The sequence below is a fragment of the uncultured Virgibacillus sp. genome (assembly GCF_947495635.1).
In the GTDB taxonomy this organism is placed as follows: domain Bacteria; phylum Bacillota; class Bacilli; order Bacillales; family Amphibacillaceae; genus Virgibacillus; species Virgibacillus salarius.
Window position 1 is genome coordinate 15793 of the sequence record NZ_CANMAB010000025.1, and the last position, 26991, is coordinate 42783.

At 36.4% G+C, this 26991-nt stretch carries 23 protein-coding genes and 1 other annotated feature; all 23 genes read left to right on the plus strand.

Features of this window, described 5'->3' with window-relative positions:
- Window positions 1-52 precede the first annotated feature (52 nt).
- The 23 genes from rsmH (at window position 53) to ileS (ending at window position 26820) form a co-directional block, all read left to right on the plus strand.
- Complete coding sequence (gene rsmH / locus Q1A47_RS07770; protein ID WP_026680798.1) at window positions 53-1030, plus strand: 16S rRNA (cytosine(1402)-N(4))-methyltransferase RsmH; 978 nt, start codon at window positions 53-55, stop codon at window positions 1028-1030.
- Window positions 1030-1404, plus strand: coding sequence for a cell division protein FtsL (gene ftsL, locus Q1A47_RS07775; protein WP_026680799.1), 375 nt, complete (start codon window positions 1030-1032; stop codon window positions 1402-1404). Before rsmH ends, ftsL begins: the two co-directional genes overlap by 1 nt.
- Window positions 1405-1423: 19 nt before the next feature.
- Window positions 1424-3640, plus strand: coding sequence for a penicillin-binding protein (locus Q1A47_RS07780; protein ID WP_121605048.1), 2217 nt, complete (start codon window positions 1424-1426; stop codon window positions 3638-3640).
- Between the two features lie 100 nt (window positions 3641-3740).
- Window positions 3741-5672, plus strand: coding sequence for a stage V sporulation protein D (locus Q1A47_RS07785; protein ID WP_121605049.1), 1932 nt, complete (start codon window positions 3741-3743; stop codon window positions 5670-5672).
- A gap of 126 nt (window positions 5673-5798) precedes the next feature.
- On the plus strand, window positions 5799-7265 hold the full coding sequence (locus tag Q1A47_RS07790) for a UDP-N-acetylmuramoyl-L-alanyl-D-glutamate--2,6-diaminopimelate ligase (protein WP_166530034.1): 1467 nt from the start codon (window positions 5799-5801) through the stop codon (window positions 7263-7265).
- 5 nt (window positions 7266-7270) lie between these two features.
- On the plus strand, window positions 7271-8632 hold the full coding sequence (murF, locus tag Q1A47_RS07795) for a UDP-N-acetylmuramoyl-tripeptide--D-alanyl-D-alanine ligase (RefSeq protein WP_246484574.1): 1362 nt from the start codon (window positions 7271-7273) through the stop codon (window positions 8630-8632).
- Window positions 8633-8662: 30 nt separating this feature from the next.
- A complete protein-coding gene (gene mraY / locus Q1A47_RS07800) occupies window positions 8663-9649 on the plus strand; it encodes a phospho-N-acetylmuramoyl-pentapeptide-transferase (RefSeq protein ID WP_026680804.1) in 987 nt (328 codons plus the stop codon).
- The gene (gene murD / locus Q1A47_RS07805; protein WP_121605052.1) at window positions 9646-10995 is read left to right on the plus strand and encodes a UDP-N-acetylmuramoyl-L-alanine--D-glutamate ligase; all 1350 of its coding nucleotides are present in this window, start codon (window positions 9646-9648) and stop codon (window positions 10993-10995) included. Before mraY ends, murD begins: the two co-directional genes overlap by 4 nt.
- A 126-nt stretch (window positions 10996-11121) precedes the next feature.
- Window positions 11122-12234, plus strand: coding sequence for a stage V sporulation protein E (gene spoVE, locus Q1A47_RS07810; protein WP_026680806.1), 1113 nt, complete (start codon window positions 11122-11124; stop codon window positions 12232-12234).
- 178 nt (window positions 12235-12412) lie between these two features.
- On the plus strand, window positions 12413-13252 hold the full coding sequence (locus Q1A47_RS07815) for a cell division protein FtsQ/DivIB (protein WP_121605053.1): 840 nt from the start codon (window positions 12413-12415) through the stop codon (window positions 13250-13252).
- 301 nt (window positions 13253-13553) lie between these two features.
- The gene (ftsA, locus tag Q1A47_RS07820; RefSeq protein WP_026680807.1) at window positions 13554-14834 is read left to right on the plus strand and encodes a cell division protein FtsA; all 1281 of its coding nucleotides are present in this window, start codon (window positions 13554-13556) and stop codon (window positions 14832-14834) included.
- A 115-nt stretch (window positions 14835-14949) separates the two neighbouring features.
- Window positions 14950-16104 carry a cell division protein FtsZ gene (ftsZ, locus tag Q1A47_RS07825; RefSeq protein WP_026680808.1) on the plus strand — a complete coding sequence of 385 codons (1155 nt, stop codon included), beginning with the start codon at window positions 14950-14952 and terminating at the stop codon, window positions 16102-16104.
- Between the two features lie 644 nt (window positions 16105-16748).
- A complete protein-coding gene (spoIIGA, locus tag Q1A47_RS07830) occupies window positions 16749-17669 on the plus strand; it encodes a sigma-E processing peptidase SpoIIGA (protein WP_166530033.1) in 921 nt (306 codons plus the stop codon).
- 13 nt (window positions 17670-17682) lie between these two features.
- Window positions 17683-18402 (plus strand): RNA polymerase sporulation sigma factor SigE, encoded by a 720-nt coding sequence (gene sigE, locus Q1A47_RS07835; protein WP_026680810.1) that lies wholly within the window; start codon window positions 17683-17685, stop codon window positions 18400-18402.
- 124 nt (window positions 18403-18526) lie between these two features.
- On the plus strand, window positions 18527-19312 hold the full coding sequence (gene sigG / locus Q1A47_RS07840; protein ID WP_026680811.1) for an RNA polymerase sporulation sigma factor SigG: 786 nt from the start codon (window positions 18527-18529) through the stop codon (window positions 19310-19312).
- Window positions 19313-19795: 483 nt separating this feature from the next.
- Window positions 19796-20074, plus strand: a complete 279-nt coding sequence (locus Q1A47_RS07845; RefSeq protein WP_166530032.1) for a YlmC/YmxH family sporulation protein — start codon at window positions 19796-19798, stop codon at window positions 20072-20074.
- A gap of 57 nt (window positions 20075-20131) precedes the next feature.
- Entirely contained in the window at window positions 20132-20941 is an 810-nt protein-coding gene (gene pgeF, locus Q1A47_RS07850; protein WP_026680813.1) for a peptidoglycan editing factor PgeF, read from the plus strand.
- Window positions 20942-20968: 27 nt separating this feature from the next.
- Entirely contained in the window at window positions 20969-21637 is a 669-nt protein-coding gene (locus Q1A47_RS07855; protein WP_026680814.1) for a YggS family pyridoxal phosphate-dependent enzyme, read from the plus strand.
- A 9-nt stretch (window positions 21638-21646) separates the two neighbouring features.
- On the plus strand, window positions 21647-22078 hold the full coding sequence (locus Q1A47_RS07860) for a cell division protein SepF (RefSeq protein WP_026680815.1): 432 nt from the start codon (window positions 21647-21649) through the stop codon (window positions 22076-22078).
- 7 nt (window positions 22079-22085) lie between these two features.
- Window positions 22086-22352, plus strand: a complete 267-nt coding sequence (locus tag Q1A47_RS07865; protein ID WP_026680816.1) for a YggT family protein — start codon at window positions 22086-22088, stop codon at window positions 22350-22352.
- 11 nt (window positions 22353-22363) lie between these two features.
- Window positions 22364-23140, plus strand: a complete 777-nt coding sequence (locus tag Q1A47_RS07870) for an RNA-binding protein (RefSeq protein ID WP_121605056.1) — start codon at window positions 22364-22366, stop codon at window positions 23138-23140.
- A gap of 99 nt (window positions 23141-23239) precedes the next feature.
- Window positions 23240-23743: a DivIVA domain-containing protein gene (locus Q1A47_RS07875; RefSeq protein WP_026680818.1), complete on the plus strand. Its 504-nt coding sequence runs from the start codon at window positions 23240-23242 to the stop codon at window positions 23741-23743.
- 67 nt (window positions 23744-23810) lie between these two features.
- Window positions 23811-24029 (plus strand) — a binding site (T-box leader).
- Between the two features lie 40 nt (window positions 24030-24069).
- Entirely contained in the window at window positions 24070-26820 is a 2751-nt protein-coding gene (ileS, locus tag Q1A47_RS07880; RefSeq protein WP_166530031.1) for an isoleucine--tRNA ligase, read from the plus strand.
- Window positions 26821-26991 lie beyond the last annotated feature (171 nt).

Genomic DNA, 26991 nt, shown 5'->3' on the forward strand with positions numbered 1-26991 from the left:
GAGAGGACATTTGACATCATGAAGGCGGCAAACGATAGAAATGGGTGTTTCAATGTTTGAACATTATAGTGTTTTAAGAACAGAGACAATTGAAGGAATGGAGATCAAGCCAACTGGTACGTATGTTGATTGTACAGTAGGGGGTGGAGGGCATTCTGAGCAAATTGCCTCAAGATTAAGCGAAAACGGATTACTAATAGCTTTTGATCAAGATTTAGATGCATTACAGGCTGCAAAAGAACGATTAGCGGAATATAAAGATCGAATATTATTTGTTCATTCTAATTTTAGCAGGCTAGAAGAAGCTCTAGAAGAGCATCAAATTGACCAAGTAGATGGGATTTTATTCGATTTAGGTGTATCTTCTCCTCAATTGGACAGGGGAGAAAGAGGCTTTAGCTATCAGCATGATGCAATACTTGATATGAGAATGGATCAAACAAAAGATCTGAACGCTTATGAGATCGTAAATAACTGGTCGTATAATGATTTGGTGAAAATTTTCTTTAAATATGGTGAAGAAAAATTCGCCAAACAAATTGCCAGAAAAATAGAAGCCTATCGGAAAACTAAAACGATAGACACGACACATGAATTAGTGGGAATTATTAAAGAAGGTATTCCTGCACCCGCTAGACGTAAAGGGGGACATCCTGCTAAAAGGATATTTCAAGCCTTACGAATTGCGGTAAATGATGAGTTAGGTGTGTTTAACGATGCCTTACATCAAGCTGCAAGAGTTGTAGGCATTAGTGGAAGAATTGCAGTAATTACCTTCCATTCATTAGAGGATAGACTTTGTAAACAAGCTTTTAAAAAATGGAGTACACCAAAGGCTACACCAAGAAACTTGCCTATTTTACCGGAAGCTAATGAAGCACCTTTTCGGCTAGTTAACCGAAAACCGATTATTGCTAATGAGCATGAGTTGGAGGTTAACCGAAGATCACGATCTGCTAAGCTGCGTATTATTGAAAAAATATCTGATTGGAAACCACATTTTAGGTATGAAGAAGGGTGGAGAAAATAATGAGTGTAAATCATGCTAGATCATGGGAACAAATTAGACCGCAGCAGACACCGAAGAAGGAGCAATCCATACCTGTTAAAGTGCAGAAGCAGGGTTGGATTACAAAAGGAGAAAAATTAATTTATTCCATAATTGGGGTATGTATAATTGTAGCAGGATTGTATATGGTTTCTTTTTCTTCATCAACGGATACGGTTAATCGAGAATTACAACAATTAGAAAGCAAAGTCAAGTTACAACAAGCTGTTAATGATCAACTTAGCTATGAGTTGAAAGAGTTGAGTAGGCCGGAAAGAATTATAAATATAGCTGAAAAGAATGGTCTAAAAATTCAAGATACCAAAGTGAAACAAGCTCAGAAAATGAATAATTAGAATCAAGGGGAACATGGTTATGAGGAAAAATAAAGCGACTCACTTCATGGCAGGCATTTTTATAATCCTTTTCGTAGGTGCATTTCTTACATTGTCAGGACGGTTTCTCTACATTCAAGCCACAAAGGAAATAAACGGAGTATCATTGGAGGAATGGGCAGATAAACAACGAACATCATCTTATACATTACCCGCAGAAAGAGGAAAAATATACGATAGTAATGGAATGACGCTGGCTTATGATCGACCTACATATAGATTATACGCCATTGTAGATGAATCCTATTCCGAAGATTTAGAGGAGCCAAAGCATGTAAAAGATCCGGAGAAAACTGCGGAATTGCTGGCTCCTTTATTAGATATGAAAGAAAGTGAAGTGCTTGAACAGTTAAATGCTGGCATCGAAAAAAATAAATTTCAGGTTGAGTTTGGAAATAACGGTAAAGAATTATCTCAGCAGAAAAAGGATGAAATTGCAGCTTTAGATTTGCCTGGAATTAATTTCAAGGAAGAAGCAATTCGCTATTATCCAAATGGAATGTTTGCTTCACAAATTATTGGGTTTGCAAGAGAAACAGAAGTTGATAAGAAAGACAAAACTGGTACGAAACAAGAAATCAAAGGTGTAGCTGGCATTGAACATGAAATGAATGATTTATTAAGCGGTAAAGATGGGCGCATATCTTATCAGCGTGATCAATATAATAAAAAGCTCTTGCATCCAGAAGAAGTTGTTACTGAACCTGAGGATGGAGATGATGTTTATTTAACGATCGAACAGAAAATTCAAACCTTACTGGAGGATACACTTACACAGGCAGATGAAAAGTATGAGCCTGAGCGCATTTCTGCTGTTGTAATGAATCCTAAAACGGGTGAAATTGTGGCGATGAGTAATCGACCAAGCTATAATCCGAATGATCCAAAAGTAGAAAATTGGTTTAATGACGTTGTTTCTACACCGTTTGAACCGGGTTCAACGGTTAAAATGTTTACTTGGGCAGCAGCGATAGAAGAGAATGTATATAATGGTAGTGAACCTTATATGTCAGGTAGCTACCAACCCAATGAGCAAATAAAGCCTGTGCGTGACCATAATGGAGGTAACGGTTGGGGGAAAATCTCATTTGATAAGGGATTCCAACGATCATCCAATGTAGCAGCTTCTAAGCTTGTATGGGAAAAAATTGGTACCGACAAATATCTAGAATACTTAAAGGCCTTTCAATTTGATAAAAAAACGGAAATTGATTTACCCAATGAGGTAGCTGGTGAAATTTTATATAATTGGCCGCGTGAGAAGTTAAGTACTTCTTTCGGTCAAGGTAGTACGCTAACACCAATTCAACAAATGAAAGCTGCAACAGCTATTGCAAATGATGGAAAAATGCTACAGCCTTATGTGATCAAAAAAATTGTTGACGCTAATTCTGGAGAAATAATCGAAGAGAAGTCACCAAATGTAGTTGGCAAACCAATTTCTAAAGCGACAGCTGAACAAGTTTTAGAGCTTTTGAAATCTGTTGTAAATGGAGAAGATGGGACGGGTAAAAAGTATAAACTGGATGATTATACAGTTGGAGGTAAAACAGGGACAGCGCAGATTCCTAATCCTGAAGGAGGATATTTATCTGGTAAAGAAAATCATGTTTTTTCCTTCTTAGGCATGGCACCCATCGATGATCCGGAGTTAATGATGTATGTATCTGTTAAGCAGCCCAAGTTAGAGCCAACGGAATCAGGTTCGACACCAGTATCTTTTATTTTTAAAAATGTAATGGAGAATGGGCTTCACTATTTGAATATTAATCCTGATAAAGAGAAGACCAACAAGGTTAAACAAGTAAGCATCCCTACCTTAGTAGGAAAAGATGCTAGTAAAATGGAGAAAGAGCTTAAAAAGCATGGGTTGAAAGTTACGGTAGCTGGTCAAGGGGAAATTGTAGCTAGTAATGTCAGAGAAGGTGAAAAAGTGTTACCAAATGATCATGTTTTATTAATAACTGAAAAACCAAAGATGCCTAACATCGTGGGCTGGTCGCTACGTGATGCATTACAGTTAGCAAATCTATTGGAATTGAAAACAGAGACCTTTGGTAATGGCTATGTTGTTACTCAGAATATAAAGGAAGGTACACCTGTAAAGCCTAAAGACTATTTAGGTATTGAATTAGTACCTCCGAATCAAGAAAAGCAGGAAAACACTTCATCAGATCAAGAAGATACAGGGGAATAACACAAGTAATATAATTTTGTGGCGATGAGAAACAGTGTTCTAATCCAATTTTATTGTTCATATAGTGGATACAAGCATGTCTATAAAAAGGAGATGTAGTATGAAACGTGTATCTGCTGTGACGACAAAAAAACGGATAGTCGCTGTTTTTCTTATTGGTTTATTAATATTTACAGTTATTGATATTCGTTTAGGGTATGTGCAATTTGTAATAGGCGATAAATTAATGGGACAAGCCAATGAATTATGGACAAGGGATATTGAATTTGAACCTGAAAGAGGAAATATATTGGACAGTAATGGTGAAGTACTTGCTGAAAATGTAACAGCTCCATCCGTTGTAGTTGTACCGAGGCAAGTTGATAAGCCTGAGGAAACGGCAAAGAATTTGTCCAATATTCTAGACATTTCATATGATAAGGCTTATGAATATGTTACACGAAATGCATCGAGTGTGAACATACATCCAGATGGCAGGAAAATAGATGAAAAACAAGAAACCGCTATTCGAACATTGAATATGGATGGTGTCTATTTATCTAAAGATTCTAAGCGACATTATCCATACGGAGATGACCTTTCCCACGTGCTCGGATTTGCAGGCATTGATAATCAAGGATTAATGGGTCTTGAGTTATTTTATGATGATAAATTAAGTGGAGATAAAGGCAGTCTCTCCTTTTACTCAGATGCGAAAGGTAGACGTCTAGATAGATTAGCAGATGAATACAGCCCTCCCAAGGATGGACTAGACCTCAAAACAACTATTAACACAAAAGTACAAACTATTATGGAGCGTGAACTTGATCTAGCTGAGTCCAAATATCATCCAGATGGTGCAGTTGCGATTGCCGTAAATCCTAAAACTGGGGGAATTCTTGGTATGACGTCACGTCCAAACTTTCATCCCGAGAATTATCAAGAAGTAGACTCCGATGTGTTTGATCGAAACCTGCCGATCTGGAGTACGTATGAACCAGGTTCCACATTCAAAATTATTACATTAGCTGCTGCTCTTGAGGAAAAAGTCGTAGATTTAGAAAATGATCACTTTCACGATGATGGTGACATCTCTGTTGGAGGAACCGAATTACATTGTTGGAAGAGCGGTGGTCATGGGCATCAAAGTTATTTGGAAGTTGTCCAGAATTCTTGTAACCCTGGCTTTGTAAGCCTTGGTCAAATGTTAGGAAAGGAGAAGCTATTTTCATATATCAATAGTTTTGGATTCGGTAAAAAGACAGGAATTGACTTGCAGGGAGAAGGGAATGGAATTCTGTTTAAACCAGAAAATGTAGGACCAGTTGAATTGGCTACTACAGCTTTTGGACAAGGTGTATCTGTTACTCCAATTCAGCAAGTAATGGCGGTAGCAGCTGCAGTTAATGGTGGCTATTTATACGAACCATATATTGCAGAAGAGTGGATTGATCCTAAAACAAAAAAGACAACCGAAAAAGTGGAACCTACCATGAAAAAGAAAGTTATTTCCGAATCGACTTCCAAGGAGATACGTCACGCTTTAGAAAGTGTTGTTGCACAAGGAACAGGACGACCTGCATATGTTGATGGCTATCGAGTTGGCGGGAAAACAGGTACAGCACAAAAAGTTGGACCAGATGGTAGATATATGGAAAATAACTATGTGGTATCCTTTATTGGTTTTGCTCCAGCAGATGATCCTGAAATCGTTGTGTATGTAGCTGTTGATAATCCGAAAGATACGGTCCAGTTTGGTGGTGTGGTAGCAGCACCAATTGTTGGTACAATTATTGGTGATAGCCTAAGGGCAATGGAAGTCGAACCTCGTAAGGGTGGACTGGACAAAGAATATCAGTGGCCAGAAGAACCGAAAGTAGAAGTTCCTGACTTAGTGGGACTAAATAAAGAAGAATTAACGGAATACATGACAAACCTATCCATCGAAACTAGTGGAAAGGGTGATTATATTATTGATCAAGCACCTAGTCCTGGAACAAAAGTAGAGCAAGGATCAAAAATCCGCATTTATTTATCGGAAAATAATCGTTAAACAGGGATAAATTTGCTATAATGATTTAGGTGGAAAAAGAATAAAAGAGGGTGCTGTCACCCTCTTAAAAATTGTAATCTACGAGAATACATATGTGGGACATTATTTTAGATTGGGATGTTAAACATGAAATTAATTGATTTGTTAGGATGTATACCTTTTTATGAAACAAATGATGATATAGCTCATATAGAGGTATCTGGTATTGAAATGGATTCGCGAAAAGTAGAATCCGGTAATCTTTTTGTCTGCATCAAAGGCTTTACAGTTGATGGACATGACTACGTAGAGCAGGCGGTTCAAAATGGAGCCAGTGCCGTTATTGTCGATCAAGAAGTACATTCAAGCGTACCAATAATTAAAGTCGCTAATACAAGCAGAGCATTATCGATGCTTGGTGTGAAATATTATAATAACCCTACTGTTAAGCTACCTTTAATCGGTATCACTGGAACAAATGGTAAGACTACGGTGACGTATCTGCTTGAAACGATATTTAATGAATATAAGAAAAAGACAGGTGTTATTGGAACAATTCATATGAAAATAGGAAATGAAACATATCCGGTTGCCAATACGACTCCAGATGCGTTACTACTTCAGAAGTCGTTCAAAAAGATGCTAGATCAAGATGTAGACCAAGCAATTATGGAAGTTTCTTCGCATGCGCTTGTGCAGGGAAGGGTTTATGGTTGTGATTATGATATAGCGGTTTTTACAAATCTATCTCAGGATCACTTAGATTATCATAAAGATATTGATGACTATCTAAGAGCCAAGAGCCTCTTGTTTGCGCAGCTAGGCAATAGTTATAGCGGTGAAGATAAATATGCCGTAATTAATGAAGATGATGCGTCAAGTACACTATTAAAAGAAAGTACAGCTCAACATGTGATTACGTACGGAATCGAAAATTCTGCTCAAGTAATGGCAAGTAATATTAAACTTGGTGCAGCAGGTACAACTTTCCAATTAACGACACCTGTTGGAGAGTTAACAATCCAAAGCAAGCTTATTGGTATGTTTAATGTATATAATATGTTGGCGGCCAGTGCTGCAGCAATTGTGAGTGATATTCCGATTGCCCACATTAAAACGGCTTTAGAAAAAATGGAGGGTGTAAATGGTCGATTTGAACCTGTGAATGAAGGGCAATCCTTTGCAGTTATTGTTGACTATGCACATACACCGGATTCATTAGATAATGTTTTACAGACGGTGAAAGAATTTGCAGAAAATCGTGTGTTTGTAGTAGTAGGCTGTGGTGGTGATCGTGATCGTACGAAGCGGCCACTTATGGCGGAAATTGCATTAAAATATGCAGATCATGCTATTTTCACATCTGATAATCCGAGAACGGAGGATCCCCAAGAAATTTTGGATGATATGACAAATGGTTTGCATGCTAACGAAGATTATCAAGTTATCGTAGATCGAAGATTGGCAATACAGTATGCTGTAGAACATGCTAAAGCTGGTGATGTTATTCTAATAGCAGGTAAAGGGCATGAAACATATCAACAAATCGGCAATGTTAAATATGATTTTGATGATCGAGAAATAGCTCGCCAAGCTATTTTAGCTAAGGAGTAGAGATTATGTTTAGTTTAAATTGGCTTTCGGGATTTTTTCCAGACTTTACGGGGGATATCCACGGAAAATCAATAGAACATGTTCATACAGACAGTAGGCAGCAAAAGCCAAATTCCTTGTTTATTCCGATTATTGGGGAGAACTTTGATGGTCATGCTTATGTGGAACAGGCAATTCATAATGGAGCAATTGCTGTATTTTGGGATCAGGCGAAGGCTCTACCACAGCAGGTTCCCGATGACCTTCCGATTTTCTTTGTTGACAATACGATTACTGCCTTACAGGAAATGGCTTTTCATTATCGGAAAAAGATTGATCCAATCGTAGTAGGTATTACAGGTTCAAATGGTAAGACTTCTACGAAAGATATCGTGGCAGCTATGCTGAAAGCTGTATATCGAACACATTATACAGATGGAAATTATAATAACCATATCGGATTACCATTAACTATTTTATCTATGCCGATTGATACGGAAGCATTGGTTTTAGAAATGGGAATGAGCAACTTTGGAGAAATTGAACAATTATCCGAAATTGCAAGGCCAGATTATGCCATAATTACCAATATTGGCGAATCACATATTGAATATTTAGGTTCACGCGAAGGTATTGCCAAAGCTAAACTTGAGATCACTTCCGGACTAAAGTCAGATGGTTATTTAATTATCGATGGTGATGAGGAATTGCTTTATCATATGCATAAAAAAGCTAATGTTCGTACATGTGGATTTAATCATACGAACGATAAACGAATCATATCGGTCGAGTTAAAACATGCACAGACACTTTTTCAGCTAGGTAAAGATGAGGAATATAGCATACCTTTTTTAGGAGAGCATCATGCTAAAAATGCAACATTTGCAATAGCACTTGGAGAATTGTTAAATATTAGCGGCGCATTAATACAGCAATCATTTTTGCAAATGGAAAAGACAGGAATGCGATTTGAATGGCTAACAGGTAATAATGGTGTAGCCATTATTAATGATGCCTATAATGCTTCTGCGACATCGATGAAGGCTGCAATAAAAGTTGTAAAACAATTACATGATTTTAAGGATAAAGTACTAGTACTAGGTGATATACTAGAATTAGGAAATCATTCAGAAATGTTACATCGGTCTGTAGCTGAAGTTATATCAGAACCTGTGACAGAAGTTTTCACATTTGGCGAGGATGCTAAATACATTACTAAAGCAATGAAAGAAAAACATTCTCTAATTCCCTCAACGCATTTTAGGGATAAACAAGCGCTCATTGAGGCACTTCAACCTTATTTGAATAAAGACACTGTAATTTTGTTTAAAGCATCTAGAGGATTGAAATTTGAATTAATGATAAAAGAAGTTAGTTATTTACAATAGATGGACGGTTTCTAACAAGGAGGAGAAACAATGAATATATTCGTATTAGTCATAACGATTGCTATAGCATTTTTAATCACCGTCCTTATGTCTCCTATTATTATTCCATTTTTAAGACGATTAAAGTTTGGACAAAGCATAAGAGAAGAAGGGCCAAAATCACATAAAAAGAAGACAGGTACGCCTACAATGGGTGGATTAATGATTGTTCTAAGTGTTATAATCACATCAATAATTATGGCCTTGAAAACAAATTCAGATGGCATTGGCTATGAACTTTGGTTACTCATTTTTGTGTTAGTAGGGTACGGATTATTAGGATTCTTAGATGATTTTATTAAAGTCGCAATGAAGAGGAACCTTGGTTTGACTTCAAAACAAAAGATGTTTGGTCAGCTGATTATTGCACTTGTTGTATATTTTATATTGAGAGATCAAGGCTTTCCGACCTACATTTCAATTCCAGGTACATCTATTCAATGGGAATTGGGCTGGGGTTATGCACTTTTAATTATTTTTATGCTTGTTGGTGCTTCTAACGCCGTAAATCTTACAGATGGCTTGGATGGATTACTTGCAGGTACCGCTGCTATTGCATTTGGTGCATTCGGAATTCTAGCTTGGTATGGAATTCCACAAAATGAAGTCACTATTTTTTCATTAGCTGTAGTTGGTGCACTGCTTGGTTTCCTTGTATTTAATGCACATCCTGCTAAGGTATTTATGGGTGACACAGGCTCATTAGCGTTAGGTGGAGCCATCGCTGCTATTGCCATTTTAACTAAATTAGAGATTATTTTAGTTATTATCGGTGGAGTTTTTGTTATTGAAACGTTATCTGTCATTATTCAGGTTATATCTTTTAAAACAACTGGAAAAAGGGTGTTTAAAATGAGCCCACTACATCATCATTATGAATTATTAGGTTGGTCTGAATGGCGTGTCGTAACAACCTTCTGGTTAGTAGGCTTAATTTTTGCAGCTTTAGGTATATACATTGAGGTGGGCATAAATTGAGAAAGCTAAATGATTTTCCCTATTCACATGTACTTGTATTAGGTTTAGCTAAGAGTGGTACAGCTGCTGCTGAGGTATTAATGAAAGATGGGAAAAAGGTACGTATAAACGATAAAAAAGCAACTGCTTCAGATGAAGAGGTAATTCGATTAAGGGAGATGGGTGCAGAGATAATTGTTGGTTCCCATCCTCTTTCTGTGTTAAATGATATCGACATAATCGTAAAAAACCCAGGAATTTCCTATGAGAATCCAATTGTTGCCGAGGCTATAAAAAAAGAAATTCCAATTATTACTGAAATAGAAATAGCTGCGCAGTTAACAGATGCAACAATCATTGGTATCACAGGTTCAAATGGTAAAACAACGACAACCACGATGACTGCTCAAATGCTTACACAGAGTGACCAACCTGTTAAGATAGCTGGAAATATTGGAATAGTTGCAACTGAAGTAGCACAAACAATAGATAATAACGAGAATTTAGTTTTAGAACTATCTTCTTTTCAGTTAATGGGGATAGATAAATTCAAGCCTAGGATTGCAGTTTTATTAAATATTTTCGAGGCGCATTTAGATTATCATAAAACACTTGATAATTATAAACAGGCAAAATTTAATATCTTTAAGAATCAAACGGAAGAAGATTTTCTCGTCTATAATGCCAACGATCGTAGCTTGATTGATGCAGTAGAAAACAGCAAAGCTCATAAAGTTCCTTTTTCTGTTAAGGAGCGTTTAGAAGATGGTGCTTGGATGGATGAAACATCGATTTATTTTAGAGATGAAAAGATTATGGATCGATCAAATATCGCCTTAATGGGAGAGCATAATTATGAGAACATACTTGCCTCAATAGCTGCTGCTAAGCTTAGCGGTGCTACGAATCACGGGATTCAAACTGCCCTATCTGCTTTTACAGGGGTAAAGCACCGTTTACAATTTGTCGGAAAACATCTTGGTAGGATGTTTTATAATGATTCAAAGGCAACGAATATTCTGGCAACACAAAAGGCGTTATCAGCTTTTGAAAAACCGGTAATCTTGTTGGCTGGTGGGTTAGATCGAGGGAATGAATTTAGTGAACTAATCCCTTACTTAGAACATGTTAAAGCGATGGTGTTATTTGGAGAAACTGCAGAAAAATTGAAGGCAGTTGGCGAACATGCAGGCGTTCCCCAGATAAAATTAACAGATAATGTGGAAACAGCGGTACAAACTGCTTTTGATTTTTCAGAAGAAGGTGACACCATTCTGCTTTCTCCAGCTTGTGCAAGTTGGGACCAATATGCGACGTTTGAAGAAAGAGGAGACATGTTTATACAAGCCGTGCATACGATAGTATAGGGGCTTGTTTAAAGAACTTGTTCAAGAAGTATGTCTCACCTTCTTTTTGAACCGAGTAGAAAAAACATCGTGAAGTAAATAGCTTTAAACAACACCCCGATTTCAATCTAAAGAGGGGTGTTATTTTTGTTCCAGAATAAAGCGAGATCACATACTTCACCCGATTATATCTTATTGGGCGTTATCATAAGTTTGTTACTTATTGGAGTCATTATGGTCTACAGCTCCTCCTATGTTTGGGCAGAATATAAATTTGGTGATGCGTGGTATTATGTAAAAAGACAAGTATTATTTGCTGGCGTCGGCGTAGCAGCAATGCTTTTTGTGATGAAAATTCCCTATAGTACGTGGAAAAAATACGCGAGAGTGATTTTGTTAGCTTGCTTCATACTTTTATTTTTAGTATTAATACCAGGAATTGGAATGGTACGTGGAGGAGCACAAAGCTGGATTGGAATAGGGGCATTCAGTATTCAACCATCGGAATTTATGAAGTTAGGTTTAATTATTTTTCTATCTGCATTTTTAGCAACGAAGCAGAAGTATATTACCTCATTGAAGCAAGGTTTTCTTCCATCCATTATGCTGATATTTACTGCGTTTGGCTTAATTATGCTTCAACCAGATTTAGGTACTGGTATGGTATTAGTATTAACGTGTATGATTTTAGTATTTGCTGCTGGTGCTAGACTTTCACATTTTTTTGGACTAGCTCTACTTGGGCTGATAGGCTTTGTAGGTCTGATTGCATCTGCACCGTATCGTATTAGTAGAATTACTGCATTCTTAAATCCGTGGGAAGACCCACTTGGCGATGGATTCCAAATTATACAATCACTATATGCAATTGGTCCAGGAGGTTTAATGGGGTTAGGATTTGGGAATAGTCTACAGAAGTATTTTTATTTACCTGAACCACAAACTGATTTTATCTTTGCTATTTTAGGAGAAGAGCTTGGCTTTATTGGAGGTACTATCGTTTTATTGCTGTTTCTACTCTTACTATGGCGTGGGATAAAAGTATCCCTGGAGGCACCTGATCTATTCTCTCGTTTCTTAGCACTTGGGATAGTTTCCATGCTTGCGATTCAAGCAATGATAAATATTAGTGTCGTTATTGGTTTAATTCCTGTAACTGGAATTACCTTGCCTTTTTTAAGCTATGGAGGATCATCATTAACATTAATACTATGTTCTGTAGGTATTTTGCTAAATATTAGTAGATATACGAAAATCTAAAATTACTTACTATAAAACCATAGTTTGCAGAGATATTGCAAAGAGCTTAAAAACTTTATTTTCCATCTATGTACACTACAACTTTAAAGGGATAATGTGATATACTTTAAATTAACATAAGGAAATGGTATTTATTTGCCATTTCTATTGTTAATTTATGATAAAGGAAGAAATGGAGATGGCAAAAAAGAAAGTTGTTTCAATAGAAGATAGGATACCGAAATTGAAGCAGGCTAGGAAAAAAAAGGCAAATCGACGGTTAATATTTTATCTTTCTATTTTTTTCTTATTAATTTCTATTATCGTCTATCTGCAATCTTCATTAAGTCATATCCGATATATCGAGGTAGAAGGAAATACCTTTTTATCGGATAAAGAAGTAATAAGCATAAGTAATTTAGCGGAAGATATGAATATATGGACAATTGATAAATCAGCGAGTGTGAAAGCAGTAGAGAATAATCCGATTATTTCATCCGCAAGTGTAGATAGAAAATTACCGTGGACAATCACTATTCAAGTGGAAGAATATGAGCGTGTTGGTTATGTACAAAAGGAAACAAAATATTATCCAATTCTAGGGAACGGTACTGTGCTCAATAGTTTGGAACAGCATACCTTTACTGGAGATGCTCCATTAATATCCAATTTTACCGAAAAAGAATATATACATAGGATGACAGCAGAACTAGAAAAACTTCCCAAAAGTATATTGAAGTTAATTTCTGAGATTCATTGGGCTCCAACGGATGATAATAAAAACAAAATTCGCCTATATATGAATGATGGATTAACGGTTGATGCAACGATTCGGGATTTTGCAGCTAGAATGGAAGTATACCCATCTATTGTTGCTCAATTGGATGCAGACAGTGAAGGAATTGTTCATATTGGAGTAGGAGCCTATTTTGAGTCTTTTAATGAAAAAGAAGAGAGCCAGCAAGATGAAACCACTGAATCTGAAGAATCAGTAGAAGATACTATAAATCAGGAGGCAACATCTGAAAATCGTGAGTAAAAGAATTTAATTTCTTATGAAAGTCATAATTCCAGCTCTCTTTACGAAATAGTTTAATATAAGAGGTATGGTTTCTTTTTCCTAAATAATTAATGATCACATTGTATTAATTGTAAAATCTGCTTAATTTTTTTAAAAAAATTACCGAAAAATAAAAGGAATCCTATATTTTATGTGGAATAACCTATATATATTTTATTTTTAGGAAATGTTTTAAACTATTACATTATTAGGATAATTACAGAATTTGGTATAAGAAGTTTGCTTAGTTGTGCAGCTTCTGAACTGGGGGGTGCCTTACTTGAACAACAGTGAAGTATTAGTAAGTCTTGATATAGGTACATCAAAAATCAAAGTTATAATAGGTGAGGTTTTAAACGATTCATTAAACATCATTGGAGTTGGTTCTGCTAAATCAAATGGCATGAAGAAAGGTGCTATTATAGACATTGATCAGACAGTCCAGTCCATTAGAAATGCTGTTGAACAAGCAGAACGTATGGTAGGCATGCAAATTGATAGTGTTGTAGTCGGCGTGAATGGAAATCACATTCAATTACAACCTTGTCACGGAGTAGTAGCGGTTCAAAGTGAAAACCGTGAGATAAGTGATGATGATATTACGAGAGTGATTGATGGAGCCCAAGTTATGTCCATTCCTCCAGAACGTGAGATTATCGATGTCATACCTAAACAATTTATTGTTGATGGGTTAGACGAGATTAATGATCCACGAGGAATGATTGGCGTACGATTAGAAATGGAAGGTACGATTATCACTTGCTCTAAGACGGTTTTACATAACATCTTAAAATGTGTGGAGCGAGCAAATCTCCAGGTTGCTGATATTTGTCTTCAACCACTTGCAGCTGGTACGACCGCCTTATCAAAGGATGAAAAGAACATGGGTGTCGCATTGATTGATGTTGGTGGTGGTTGCTCAACTGTATCTATTTTTGAAGGTGATCATCTTGTCTCAACAAGTGTCGTTCAATTGGGCGGTGACAATATTACAAAGGATCTGTCGATTGGGTTACGAACGTCTACAGAGGAGGCTGAAGATGTTAAACTAAATTATGGACATGCCTTTTATGATCATGCTTTAGAGGAAGAAGTATTCGATGTTTCCATAATAGGAAGTAATACAAAGCAAACGTATAATCAATTGGAAATCTCAGATATGATAGAAGCTAGAATGGAAGAAATTTTTGCGTTTGCTGAAAGAGAAATTAGAAAGATGGGCTATCATAGATTACCTGGTGGATATGTACTGACTGGAGGTACGATGGCTATGCCGGGTGTTCTGGAGCTTGCGGAGGATATATATCAATCCAATATTCGTATAGCGATTCCAGATTATATAGGTGTCAGAGAACCACAGTTTACTGCGGGGGTTGGAATCTTGCAATTTGCCTACCGTAATGCGAAAATACAAGGAAAAGAATTGTTTCCATCTGTTATCGAACAGAAACAAGAAATACAACCAAAGCGAGTAAAAAAACAGCCAAAATCAAATGAAGCAAAAGAAAATAATAAAAAAGAATCTGGAATAGCTAATTTGTTTAAGTATTTTTTTGATTAGACAATTATTTCCATCGACTTAAAAAGCAGTATTTTTTACTGTATACTTTAAGGTGACCTCTAATTAATTAGCTTCTAGAAACGCTTGTAATTTTGCATATTAGGAGGAACGAGATATGTTGGAGTTTGATACAAACATGGAAGAATTAGCCACAATAAAAGTAATTGGAGTTGGCGGTGGCGGTAATAATGCTGTTAACCGTATGATCGAACACGGCGTTGAAGGTGTAGAGTTTATCGCTGTAAATACAGATGCTCAAGCTTTAAATCTATCAAAAGCAGAATTGAAAATACAAATTGGTGGAAAATTAACTAGAGGATTAGGTGCTGGAGCTAATCCTGAAGTAGGCAAAAAAGCCGCAGAAGAAAGTAAAGAACAGCTTGAGGAAGTACTGCAAGGAGCAGATATGATATTTGTAACTGCTGGAATGGGTGGAGGTACTGGTACTGGTGCTGCTCCAGTTATTGCACAGATCGCAAAAGATCTTGGTGCCCTTACAGTAGGAGTAGTAACGCGTCCATTCTCTTTTGAAGGCCGAAGAAGATCCACGCAAGCAATTTCTGGAATTGAATCATTAAAAGGTAGTGTGGACACATTAATTGTTATACCAAATGATCGTCTTCTAGAGATAGTAGATAAAAATACACCAATGTTAGAAGCTTTCCGCGAAGCTGATAATGTATTGCGTCAGGGTGTACAAGGCATTTCAGATTTAATTGCAAAACCAGGGCTAATCAATGTTGACTTTGCCGATGTTAAAACCATTATGTTTGATAAGGGCTCTGCCCTAATGGGGATTGGTGTAGCTACTGGTGAAACAAGGGCTACTGAGGCTGCTAAAAAAGCAATCTCTTCACCACTATTAGAAACCTCAATAGATGGCGCGCACGGCATCTTGATGAATATAACTGGGGGTACTAACTTAAGTCTGTATGAAGTTCAAGAAGCTGCTGATTTAGTTACTTCTGCTGCCGATAATGAAGTCAATGTAATCTTTGGATCGGTTATTAATGAAAACTTAAAAGATGAAATTGTTGTCACGGTTATAGCGACAGGCTTTGATGAATCTACTAAGAAAATGGAGCAGCAACCAAAACAGCATCGACCGGTAATTAATCATCATCAGCATGCTGCTACTAGAGTAAATGAAGAACCACCTAGTAGAGAAAGAGAGAGTGAACCTGTTCAACAGCAAAGACCAAGACAAGAGGAAGATGGTTTAGATATTCCAACTTTCTTAAGAAATCGAAACCGTAATCGAAATCGTTAATGATAAAAAGAAGGCAATGCTACTATTACGTGCATTGGCCTTTTTTATTGTCAAAGAAATTATAAAATTAGTCCATGTGGATACATAGGAGCGTGTTGAGCCGCGTCGAGCGTAAACGCCCTACGATAAGTCATCATCAGTTCGCAAGTTCACCGTTATTCCTTTATCTCTGTTGATTCGCTCTAGTCGCTACGTTTCTAATCGAGCGATTGCGCTTTTATTCTTTGTCAATTTGTTCATTATAAGGAAAAGAACCATCCTATGAATGAATTTAGAACATGAGTAACAATTGGACTGGTCACTGGTACTTTATTACTATAAATTCTGTTTTCCAGTTCCTCTCTCGATTTTCTTCACTATTACACCCACCACACAAAAATTGGCCAAATTATCAAGTTTAAGCATTATGTATATCCTCTTTTCTTTTAAATTGGATCAACCAATTTCATGCATAGGTCATTTAAGTCCAAATTTTAACTTGGCTATAATTACCGACAAACATTCCAACAACTCGTTAAAATTAGTCATACGAACCATACAGGAAATGACAGACTTTTCCTTTTCTCTTCGATATACTTTAATCATTATGAAGTTAATAATTTAAAATCTTTCATATGACAGAATACGTGAAAGGAAGGAAAGGTGTGACTATTTATCTGGATGCTGTTTGGGCATTAAATTTTTTATTAGATATCATGCTTTTAATGCTCACACAAGCTTTAGCAAGAGATAGTACACGGATTATCCGCATAGTAATTGGGGGATTTGTTGCATCTTTACTCGTTCCTATCTCTCTCTATTTTCCTGATACTTTTTTTACCAGTGTAATAGGAAAACTCTTGTTCTCGTGCTTCATTATCTTAACTACATTTGGTTATCATAATTTTTATCGTTGGATAAAATTATTGCTGCTATTTTATTTTATTACCTTCTCTATTGGAGGTGGATTAATAGGTATTCACTATTTATTTCAGCGTCCATTTGGTTTAGACAGCAATGGATTTCTGACCTTTAACAGCGGCTTTGGAGATCCGGTAAGCTGGCTATTTGTTGTAATCGGGTTTCCATTGGTTTGGGTATTTACAAAATCCCGTATGGACAAGCATACTGCAGAAAAAATACGCTATGATCAATTGTGCCCAGTAACTATACAAATTAAGGGAAAGAGCTATTCTACTACAGGGTACATTGATAGTGGTAATCAATTAATCGATCCGCTTACAAAAAAACCGGTAATCTTATGCGACGAACCTTTCTTGAAGAATTGGTTTACGGAAGAAGAATGGAAACGAGTTCGTAAGTGCAGTGAATCACTAGATTTGGATAGTTTGCCAACGGAGTGGGAGAAATATTTGCAGTTAGTACCTTATCAAGGTGTTCAAGGTAATAGTACATTTCTCTTTACGATTCGACCAGATACATTAGTTATCTATTATGGTGAACAAAAGATTGTAACGAGTAAAGTATTGGTAGGGCTTCAGTTTTCCAATCTAACAAAAGATGAAAGCTATCATTGTTTATTACATCCACAAATTATAAAATTAGCGACAATTCATTCTGCATAAAGGAGAGATTGCTTTGAGATCAACAAAATTACGCCTTCGTTTATGGTGGTACAAAATTTTAATTAAATTAGGACTCAAATCAGATGAAATATATTATATTGGTGGGAGTGAAGCTTTACCACCACCACTTTCTAAGCAAGAAGAACAGGAATTATTAGTCTTACTTCCAAAGGGAGATAAATCCGCCAGAGCCATTTTAATCGAACGAAATTTACGATTGGTTGTTTATATTGCTCGTAAATTTGAAAACACAGGAATAAATATTGAAGATTTAATTAGTATTGGAACAATCGGACTTATTAAAGCGGTGAATACCTTTAATCCTGAGAAAAAAATTAAACTTGCCACATATGCATCTCGTTGTATAGAAAATGAAATTTTAATGTATTTAAGAAGAAATAATAAGCTTAAATCAGAGGTATCCTTTGATGAACCGCTAAATATCGATTGGGATGGAAATGAGTTACTACTCTCTGATGTTTTAGGAACAGATGAAGATATAATTACAAGAAATCTAGAGTCTAGCGTTGATAAAAGCTTATTGAAGAATGCTCTGTCACAGTTAAATGCCCGTGAAAAACAAATCATGGAGCTGAGATTTGGTTTAATTGGAGAAGAAGAAAAAACACAAAAGGATGTAGCGGATATGTTAGGTATTTCTCAGTCATATATTTCCCGATTAGAGAAAAAAATTATTCGCCGATTAAAAAAAGAATTTAATAAAATGGTCTAGCCTTGTCGCTGTAAGTAAAGAAGGTTTTTATGAGTATTTCTTCATGCTAGTGTCTGCATAAAAATCTTCTCAGTCGGAGATACTGTCCATGAACAGCATCACCAACTGGGAGGGTTGAACGCAGATGACAAGACATAAGGTTGAAATATGTGGTGTTGATACATCGAAGCTACCTGTACTAAAGAATGAAGAAATGCGAGAATTATTTAAGAGAATGCAACAAGGAGATGGAGACTTATCTGCACGGGAGGAGCTGGTTAACGGAAATCTGCGACTTGTCTTAAGTGTTATTCAACGATTTAATAATCGTGGAGAATACGTTGATGACTTGTTTCAGGTTGGCTGCATCGGATTAATGAAATCCATAGATAATTTTGATTTATCCCATAATGTGAGGTTTTCTACCTATGCTGTTCCTATGATCATTGGGGAAATCAGAAGATACTTGCGAGATAATAATCCAATTAGAGTTTCTAGATCATTACGCGATATTGCTTATAAAGCACTACAAGTAAGAGAAAAATTAATCAACAAAACATCAAAGGAACCAACCCCAATGGAAATTGCAGAAGAAATGGGTATTCCCCATTCAGATATTGTTTTTGCATTGGATGCTATACAGGATCCGGTTTCCTTATTCGAACCAATTTACAATGATGGCGGTGATCCGATCTATGTAATGGATCAAATAAGTGATGATAAGGATAAGGATTCTACCTGGCTTGATAAATTATCTTTAAAAGAGGGGATGCATCAATTAAACGATCGTGAAAAAATGATACTAAACAAACGATTCTTCCAAGGAAAAACACAGATGGAAGTTGCAGATGAAATTGGAATTTCCCAGGCGCAGGTTTCTCGTTTGGAAAAAGCAGCGATTAAACAAATGAATAAACAGATGTTTGAATAAATGAAAGGCTATTAAGATAGTCAAGGGAAGATTACGGATCTGTTCCCTCAGAGTGTAGAAACGCTATAGGTGTTTCTACACTTTCAGCTTGTAGAGAATGTCTACAAGCTTTTTTATTCTGGTAATTTAAGGAAATTATAAGTGTTAGCCAATCTGGATAAATATGGGCGTGTTGAGCCGCTTCCAGCTCCAGTGCCCAGGGAACGATGCGACTTCATGAATCACCCTAATCTAAGTCATCATCGGCTCACAAGCTCACAGCGATTCCTTTATCTCCGTTGACTCGCTCTAGTCGCTACGAACCTGTTTGAAGTAAACAACGAATCTCCTGCAAATTTTGACAAGTTCGTGTCATAAGTATCTATAACTTCCAACGCAAGCATTCTTGTATAACTAATCGCAAAGATATCTTGTAAATTTATTGTTCCATGAAAGATCACAAAAGTTATGCATATATATAGAGTAAGGGTGAGGTGAATAAAAGTGATAAAATTATCTGAACTACAAATTAAAGAAGTAATCATTATTGACAATGGTCGAAAACTGGGACATATCAATGACTTAGAAATTGATACAACAAATGGTAGAATTCTTGCAATTGTAATCATTCCGAGGGATAAGAAAAGTGGATTATTTGGTAAGGCAGAAGAACTTGTTATCCATTGGAATCAAATTGTTCGAATTGGATCGGATGTTATCCTCGTAAAAAATGTCGAAAAGCCGAAATTATATAATGAACCATTTATTCAGGAAAGAAAATAAAAAACAGCAGATTTTGTGGTAAAATGAAACAAGCAGTGAACGTGGGAGGTAGTTAGATTGTCAGAGCCCTTTATCAAGCACAATGATTCCATATTACATATCGAAAAATGGCAAAAACGAAATGAAAAATTAAAAGTTGGATTTACCACAAAACATGGTGGAGTAAGTAGGCAACCATACGCATCCTTAAATGGTGGGTTACATGTTAATGATAGTACAGAAAATGTAATAAGAAATAGAGAAATAATTGCTAATCATGTAAGGATTCCATTAAATAATTGGGTTAGTGGAGAGCAAATCCATCAAACACGCATACATGCTGTCACTGAAAATGACAAAGGTAAAGGTGCAACCGAATATGATACGGCAATTAAAGATACAGACGGATTAATTACAAATACGTCAGGGATTTTATGTACTGGATTTTTTGCAGATTGTGTTCCATTATTTTTCTTCGACCCAATTACTTCTTATATTGGTATTGCACACGCAGGGTGGAAAGGTACTGTTAGTGGGATAGCTGATGATATGGTCAATACCCTAGCCAATCATGGGGTAAATGTGAGCGACTTGTTAGTGGCTATCGGCCCTTGCATAACAAAGCAGTTTTACGAAGTAGAGCAAAAGGTTATCGATAGGATTCCATTATCACATAGACAAAGTTCAGTTCTACCAACTGGTATAAATCGATATTTACTTGATTTAAAACAATTAAATATAGATATTCTTTTACAAGCTGGGGTATTACGTAATAATATAGATGTAACAAATTATTGCACGTTTCGAGAGAATGACTTATTTTTCTCACACCGCAGAGATCATGGGAGAACTGGTAGAATGTTAGGCTTTATTGGCTTTTCATCATGATTATACGAGGGAGGAGAATTGGAAATAATGGATGTAGCACAAAATTTAACAGCAATACAGCAAAAAATAAGACAAGCATGTTTGAAGCGTAATCGAAATCTGGAGGACATCACCATAATTGGTGTGACGAAATATGTTACAATAGAGCGAACAGAGGAAACGATACTAGCTGGCATCACGAATATCGGTGAAAATCGACTTGAGGGCTTCCAAGAGAAGTATAATCTTTTAAAAGACAAAGGGACCTGGCACTTTATTGGTACACTGCAATCTAGGAAAGTAAAAGAAATTATTAATCAAGTTGATTTTTTGCATTCGCTGGATAGATTATCGTTAGCGAAAGAAATAAATAAACGTGCAACTGATCCAGTGAACTGCTTTATTCAAGTAAATGTAAGCGGCGAAGAATCGAAACATGGTATTGATCCAGACCAAGTTATTCCATTTATAGAGGACTTAGCAAACTATCCTAACGTGTATGTAGTTGGTTTGATGACAATGGCTCCTCACATTGATGATAAAGAAAAACTACGAATGATTTTCCGTAGATTAGCTGATATAAGGTCAAACGTACAACGTGAAAATTATACGCATGCGCCTTGTCAGTATCTTTCTATGGGCATGAGTAATGATTATGAAATAGCAATTGAAGAGGGTGCAACACATATCCGAATTGGTACAAAATTAGTAGGGTGAGGTGACAAAATGAGCTTAAAGAACAAAATTAAAAACTATTTCACAATGGAAGATGAGTATGAATATGAATATGTTGATGTTGATGAACTAGAAAATGATCCTAGACCACAACCGAAAGATAAAAATCAAAATGTCGTTAATCTTACTAGTATGCAAAATCCAACTTCTAAAGTTGTACTATGTGAACCTAGGACATACAATGAAGCCCAGGAAATAGCCGACAATATCGTTAATCGCCGAGCAGTCGTTATTAATCTACAACGCGTGGACAATCATCAGGCGAAACGCATCGTCGACTTTTTAAGTGGAACAGTATATGCTGTAAATGGCGATATACAAAAGCTGGGTGCACAAACATTCCTCTGTACACCTGATAATGTCAATGTGTCTGGTACGATTACAGACGCTTTTATGGAAGATGAATATGAAAAAGGATGGTAGCAAATAAATGTTTGGACTTTATCGATTATTAGATACTGCTTTTGTTATATACAGTTATGCGTTAATTATATATATTTTTATGTCGTGGTTTCCAGGTGCAAGGGAATCTTCATTCGGACAAATATTAGCAAAAGTATGTGAACCGTATTTAGAGCAATTTCGTAAGTTTATTCCTCCGATCGGCATGATCGACCTATCACCAATCGTCGCCATTTTTGTCTTGTATTTAGCAAGAATGGGGTTATTACAATTCTTCCAGATGTTTGTTTTTTAAAGGGTTAAACAATGGAGATCTACCAGCATTTTAGGAAAGATGAGGAGCCCTTTATTGATCAGGTCATGTCATGGAAGGAACAAGTGGAGCGATCCTTTCAGCAACGGTTAACAGATTTTCTTGACCCTCGTGAACAGCAGATCATGGACATGCTTATTGGTTCCAAAGGCGATGAAGTAAAACTAGCCTATCATGGAGGAAATCCATATGTGGAGCGGAAACGGGTAGTAATTGCCCCCTTTTATGACACAATACAAGCTGATGATTTTCAATTAACATTATTACAAGCTAGTTATCAATCTAAATTTGTAAATGTGACACACAGCGACATAATGGGCGCATTTCTATCTTTAGGTATTAAACGAAAAAAGCTTGGAGATATTTACGTGGACAATGGCCTGATCCAAATCGTCGTTGCAGATGAAATAGCTTCATATGTGAAGACTAATTTATTATCCATCAAAACAACAAAAATAACGTTGGAAGAAATGCCGTTATCAGAATTTAAACGGAAACAAATGAACTGGGAGGAATCAGATTGCACCGTCTCCTCCTTACGACTTGATACACTTGTTAAAGAAATCTACCGGATTTCAAGAAAAGATGCGGTATCTTACATTAATAAGTCACATGTCAAGGTGAATTTTAAAGTCATCGAAGATGTAAAGTTTCTCTTACAGGAAGGTGATCTATTATCACTAAGAGGTAAGGGAAGGAGTAAAGTGGTACAAATTAGGGGGAAAACAAAAAAAGATAAAATTAAGGTAACTACTGCAATCTTGAAATAATTTTGTTAAATATGCAGGAATTAGCTACCTTTTGTCGAATAAAAGTGTAAGATGGGGATAGTACGTTTTGTGAAACAACTTTAATAGGAGGTGGCTGTTGTGCCATTATCACCATTGGATATTCATAATAAAGAATTCACTAGAAGTTTTCGCGGATATGATGAAGATGAGGTAAACGAATTTCTTGATCAGGTAATTAAAGATTATGAAATGGTTATACGTGAGAAAAAGGATTTAAAGGAGCAAGTAGATCACTTAAATGAGAAGCTTGGTCACTTTACGAATATCGAAGAAACCCTAAATAAATCAATTCTTATCGCGCAGGAAACTGCCGAAGAGCTAAAAGGCAATGCTACAAAAGAATCCAAATTAATAATTAAAGAGGCAGAAAAAAATGCTGACCGCATTATTAACGAAGCTCTAAGCAAGTCTCGTCGTATTTCAATGGATGTAGAAGAGTTAAAAAAACAGGCCAAAGTCTTTCGTACACGTTTAAAAATGTTGGTTGAAGCTCAGTTGGACATGATAGGTACTGATGATTGGGAACAGTTATTTGATGCGGAAATAGGTGAAGACCTAGAATTAGCAGAGAATGAATCATAAGCCTTGACGCTAGTCGCTATTTTACATATAATTCTTACACAGAGGTCTATGAATCATTAGTTGAATAAATTAAGCAAGGATAGAGCTAGTATAAAGGTGAGTTACTGAATAGCGAGTTGGGGTATGGTGGGAGCCCAACACAGTAATACTTTTAGAAAATCACTCTTGAGCTTTCATTATGAAATGAATTAGTAATGAACGGGATCATTCACGTTACGAATTTCGAGTGAATTTGACAGTTAGTCAAATTTATAAGGGTGGTACCGCGAGTCTTCTCGTCCCTTTTGGGATAGAGGGGATTTTTTAATTTAGAAGGAGGAGCATAAATGGACTATAAAGAAACATTATTAATGCCAAAAACTGCATTTCCGATGCGTGGAAACTTACCAAATAAAGAGCCTATTCGCCAGTCAGAATGGGAGGAAAAGGACCTATATAAAAAGAGCTTAGAAAGAACAAAGGGGAAACCATTATTTATTCTTCATGATGGCCCTCCATATGCAAACGGAGATTTGCATATTGGTCACGCATTAAATAAAATTTTAAAGGATTTTATTACTCGTTATAAATCGATGACAGGATATCATGTACCATATGTTCCAGGATGGGATACACATGGTTTACCAATTGAAACAGCACTGACAAAAAATAAGAAAGTGAAACGTAAAGAATTAAGTATTGCTGAATTTCGAAAACTTTGTGCTGAATACGCACTTGGACAAGTAGATAACCAGCGGGAGCAATTTAAAAAGCTAGGTGTACGTGCTGATTGGGACAATCCATATATTACGTTGACAAAGGATTATGAGGCCGCGCAAATAAAAGTATTTGGAGAAATGGCGAAGAAAGGCTATATATATAAAGGATTAAAGCCAGTGTATTGGTCTCCTTCTTCAGAATCCGCTTTGGCCGAAGCCGAAATTGAATACCATGATAAACGATCTCCTTCCATCTACGTTTCATTTGAAGTAACGGATGGTAGAGGCTTATTGGAATCTGACGTCAAATTTATTATCTGGACGACAACACCTTGGACGATCCCAGCTAATCTTGGAATAAGTATCCACCCTGAATTAGAATATGCTGTAGTTGCAGTAAATGATGATAAGTTTGTCATTGCTCACGCTCTTTTAGAAGCAGTGACAGAGGCGTTAGAATGGAACAATCCAGAAGTAATTCAAACCTTTAAAGGAGAAGAAGCGGATAAGGTTGTCGCTAAACACCCTTTCTATGATCGTGAATCATTAGTAATGCTTGGAGAACATGTAACAACAGAAGCTGGTACAGGTTGTGTTCATACAGCACCTGGACATGGTGAAGATGACTTTTACGTAGCTAGAAGTTACGGTATGGATGCACTTTGCCCAGTAGATGAAAAAGGTGTATTTACCGATGAAGCTCCTGGCTTTGAAGGTCTGTTTTATGATAAAGCAAATAAAGTAATTACAGAAAAATTAGACGAAGCCGGTGCATTGTTAAAGCTCGCATTTATAACGCATTCCTATCCACATGATTGGCGTACGAAGAAACCAACGATATTCCGTGCAACGTCACAGTGGTTTGCTTCGATTAAGGACTTTCGTCATACGATATTAGATGAAATCAAAGCTATCAATTGGTATCCACAATGGGGAGAAACAAGATTATATAATATGGTGCGAGATAGGGAAGATTGGTGTATTTCACGTCAGCGAACATGGGGTGTGCCAATCCCAGTATTTTATGCAGAGGATAAAACACCAATCATTACAGATGAAACAATTAGTCATGTGTCTGATTTATTTAAGGAGCATGGATCTAATATTTGGTTCGAGTGGAAAGCAAATGATTTACTACCTAAAGGCTTTACCTCGGAGCACAGCCCAAACAATATGTTTACCAAAGAAACGGATATTATGGATGTATGGTTTGATTCTGGATCTTCACATGAAGCGGTATTACTTGGCAGAGAAGATCATTATCGTCCAGCAGATATTTATTTAGAAGGTAGCGACCAATACCGAGGGTGGTTTAATTCATCCTTATCCACATCAGTAGCTGTTACTGGAAAAGCTCCTTATAAAACTGTTATTAGCCATGGGTTTGCACTTGATGGTGACGGTAGAAAGATGAGTAAATCGCTGGGCAATGTAATTCAACCTGGGAAAGTACAGAAGCAGCTAGGGTCGGATATTCTTCGTTTATGGGTATCTTCAGTAGATTATCAAGCTGATGTTCGTATTTCAAATGATATCTTAAAACAGGTTTCTGAAGCGTATCGTAAAATCCGTAACACATTCCGTTTTATGCTTGCTAATCTTGCTGATTTTGATCCGAAAACAGATCGAGTTGCTGATACAGAATTGGAAGATGTCGACAAATATATGCTCTATCGTCTTCAACGATTAATAAACGATGTGCGTGTAAGCTATGAAAGCTATGAGTTTTCACCAATATTCCATCAAATTCATAATTTCTGTGCAGTTGATTTGAGCTCCTTCTATTTGGATTTTGCTAAAGATATTTTATATATTGAAGCAAAGGATAATCATAGAAGACGTAGTATTCAAACAGGCTATTATGAAATTCTAACGTCTCTAGTTAAACTATTAACACCGATTATTCCGCATACAGCTGAAGAAGTGTGGGAGTATATTCCAGGAGTAGAAAGTGATAGTGTTCAATTAACAGACATTCCTGAGTCGAGAGAAATAACAAAATTTGCTATAGAAAAATGGGATCACTTCATGCGTGTTCGTGATGATGTGTTAAAGGCATTAGAAGAAGCTAGAAATGAGAAAATAATTGGTAAGTCACTTGAAGCAAAAATAAAGTTAGTACCGAAAGATGAGCAAACGAAAGATGTATTACAGTCTATTGAGCAGCTACATCAATATTTAATTGTTTCAGAGGCTGAGGTAAGTGATGATACGTCAGAAACTAAGCCTTATTCGTATGTTCATGTTGCAGTTGATAAACACGCTGGAGAAAAATGTGAACGATGCTGGATTTCTGCTACAACAGTAGGTGAAGATAGTGAACACCCTGCTTTATGTTCACGTTGTGCTGAGGTCGTAAAGAGACATTATTCCGCATAAATTTAATCTAGTCATTAAAAAGAATCTGGACAAAAGTAAATAAGAAACACAAAAACGAGCTATAATTCATTGATGAATTATAGCTCGTTTTTTATTAAAAGTTAAGAAAGTATAAAATCAGTGCAATGACTGCGTTAAGCCAAGTAGTTATTTTGAAATGTTTGATGTATA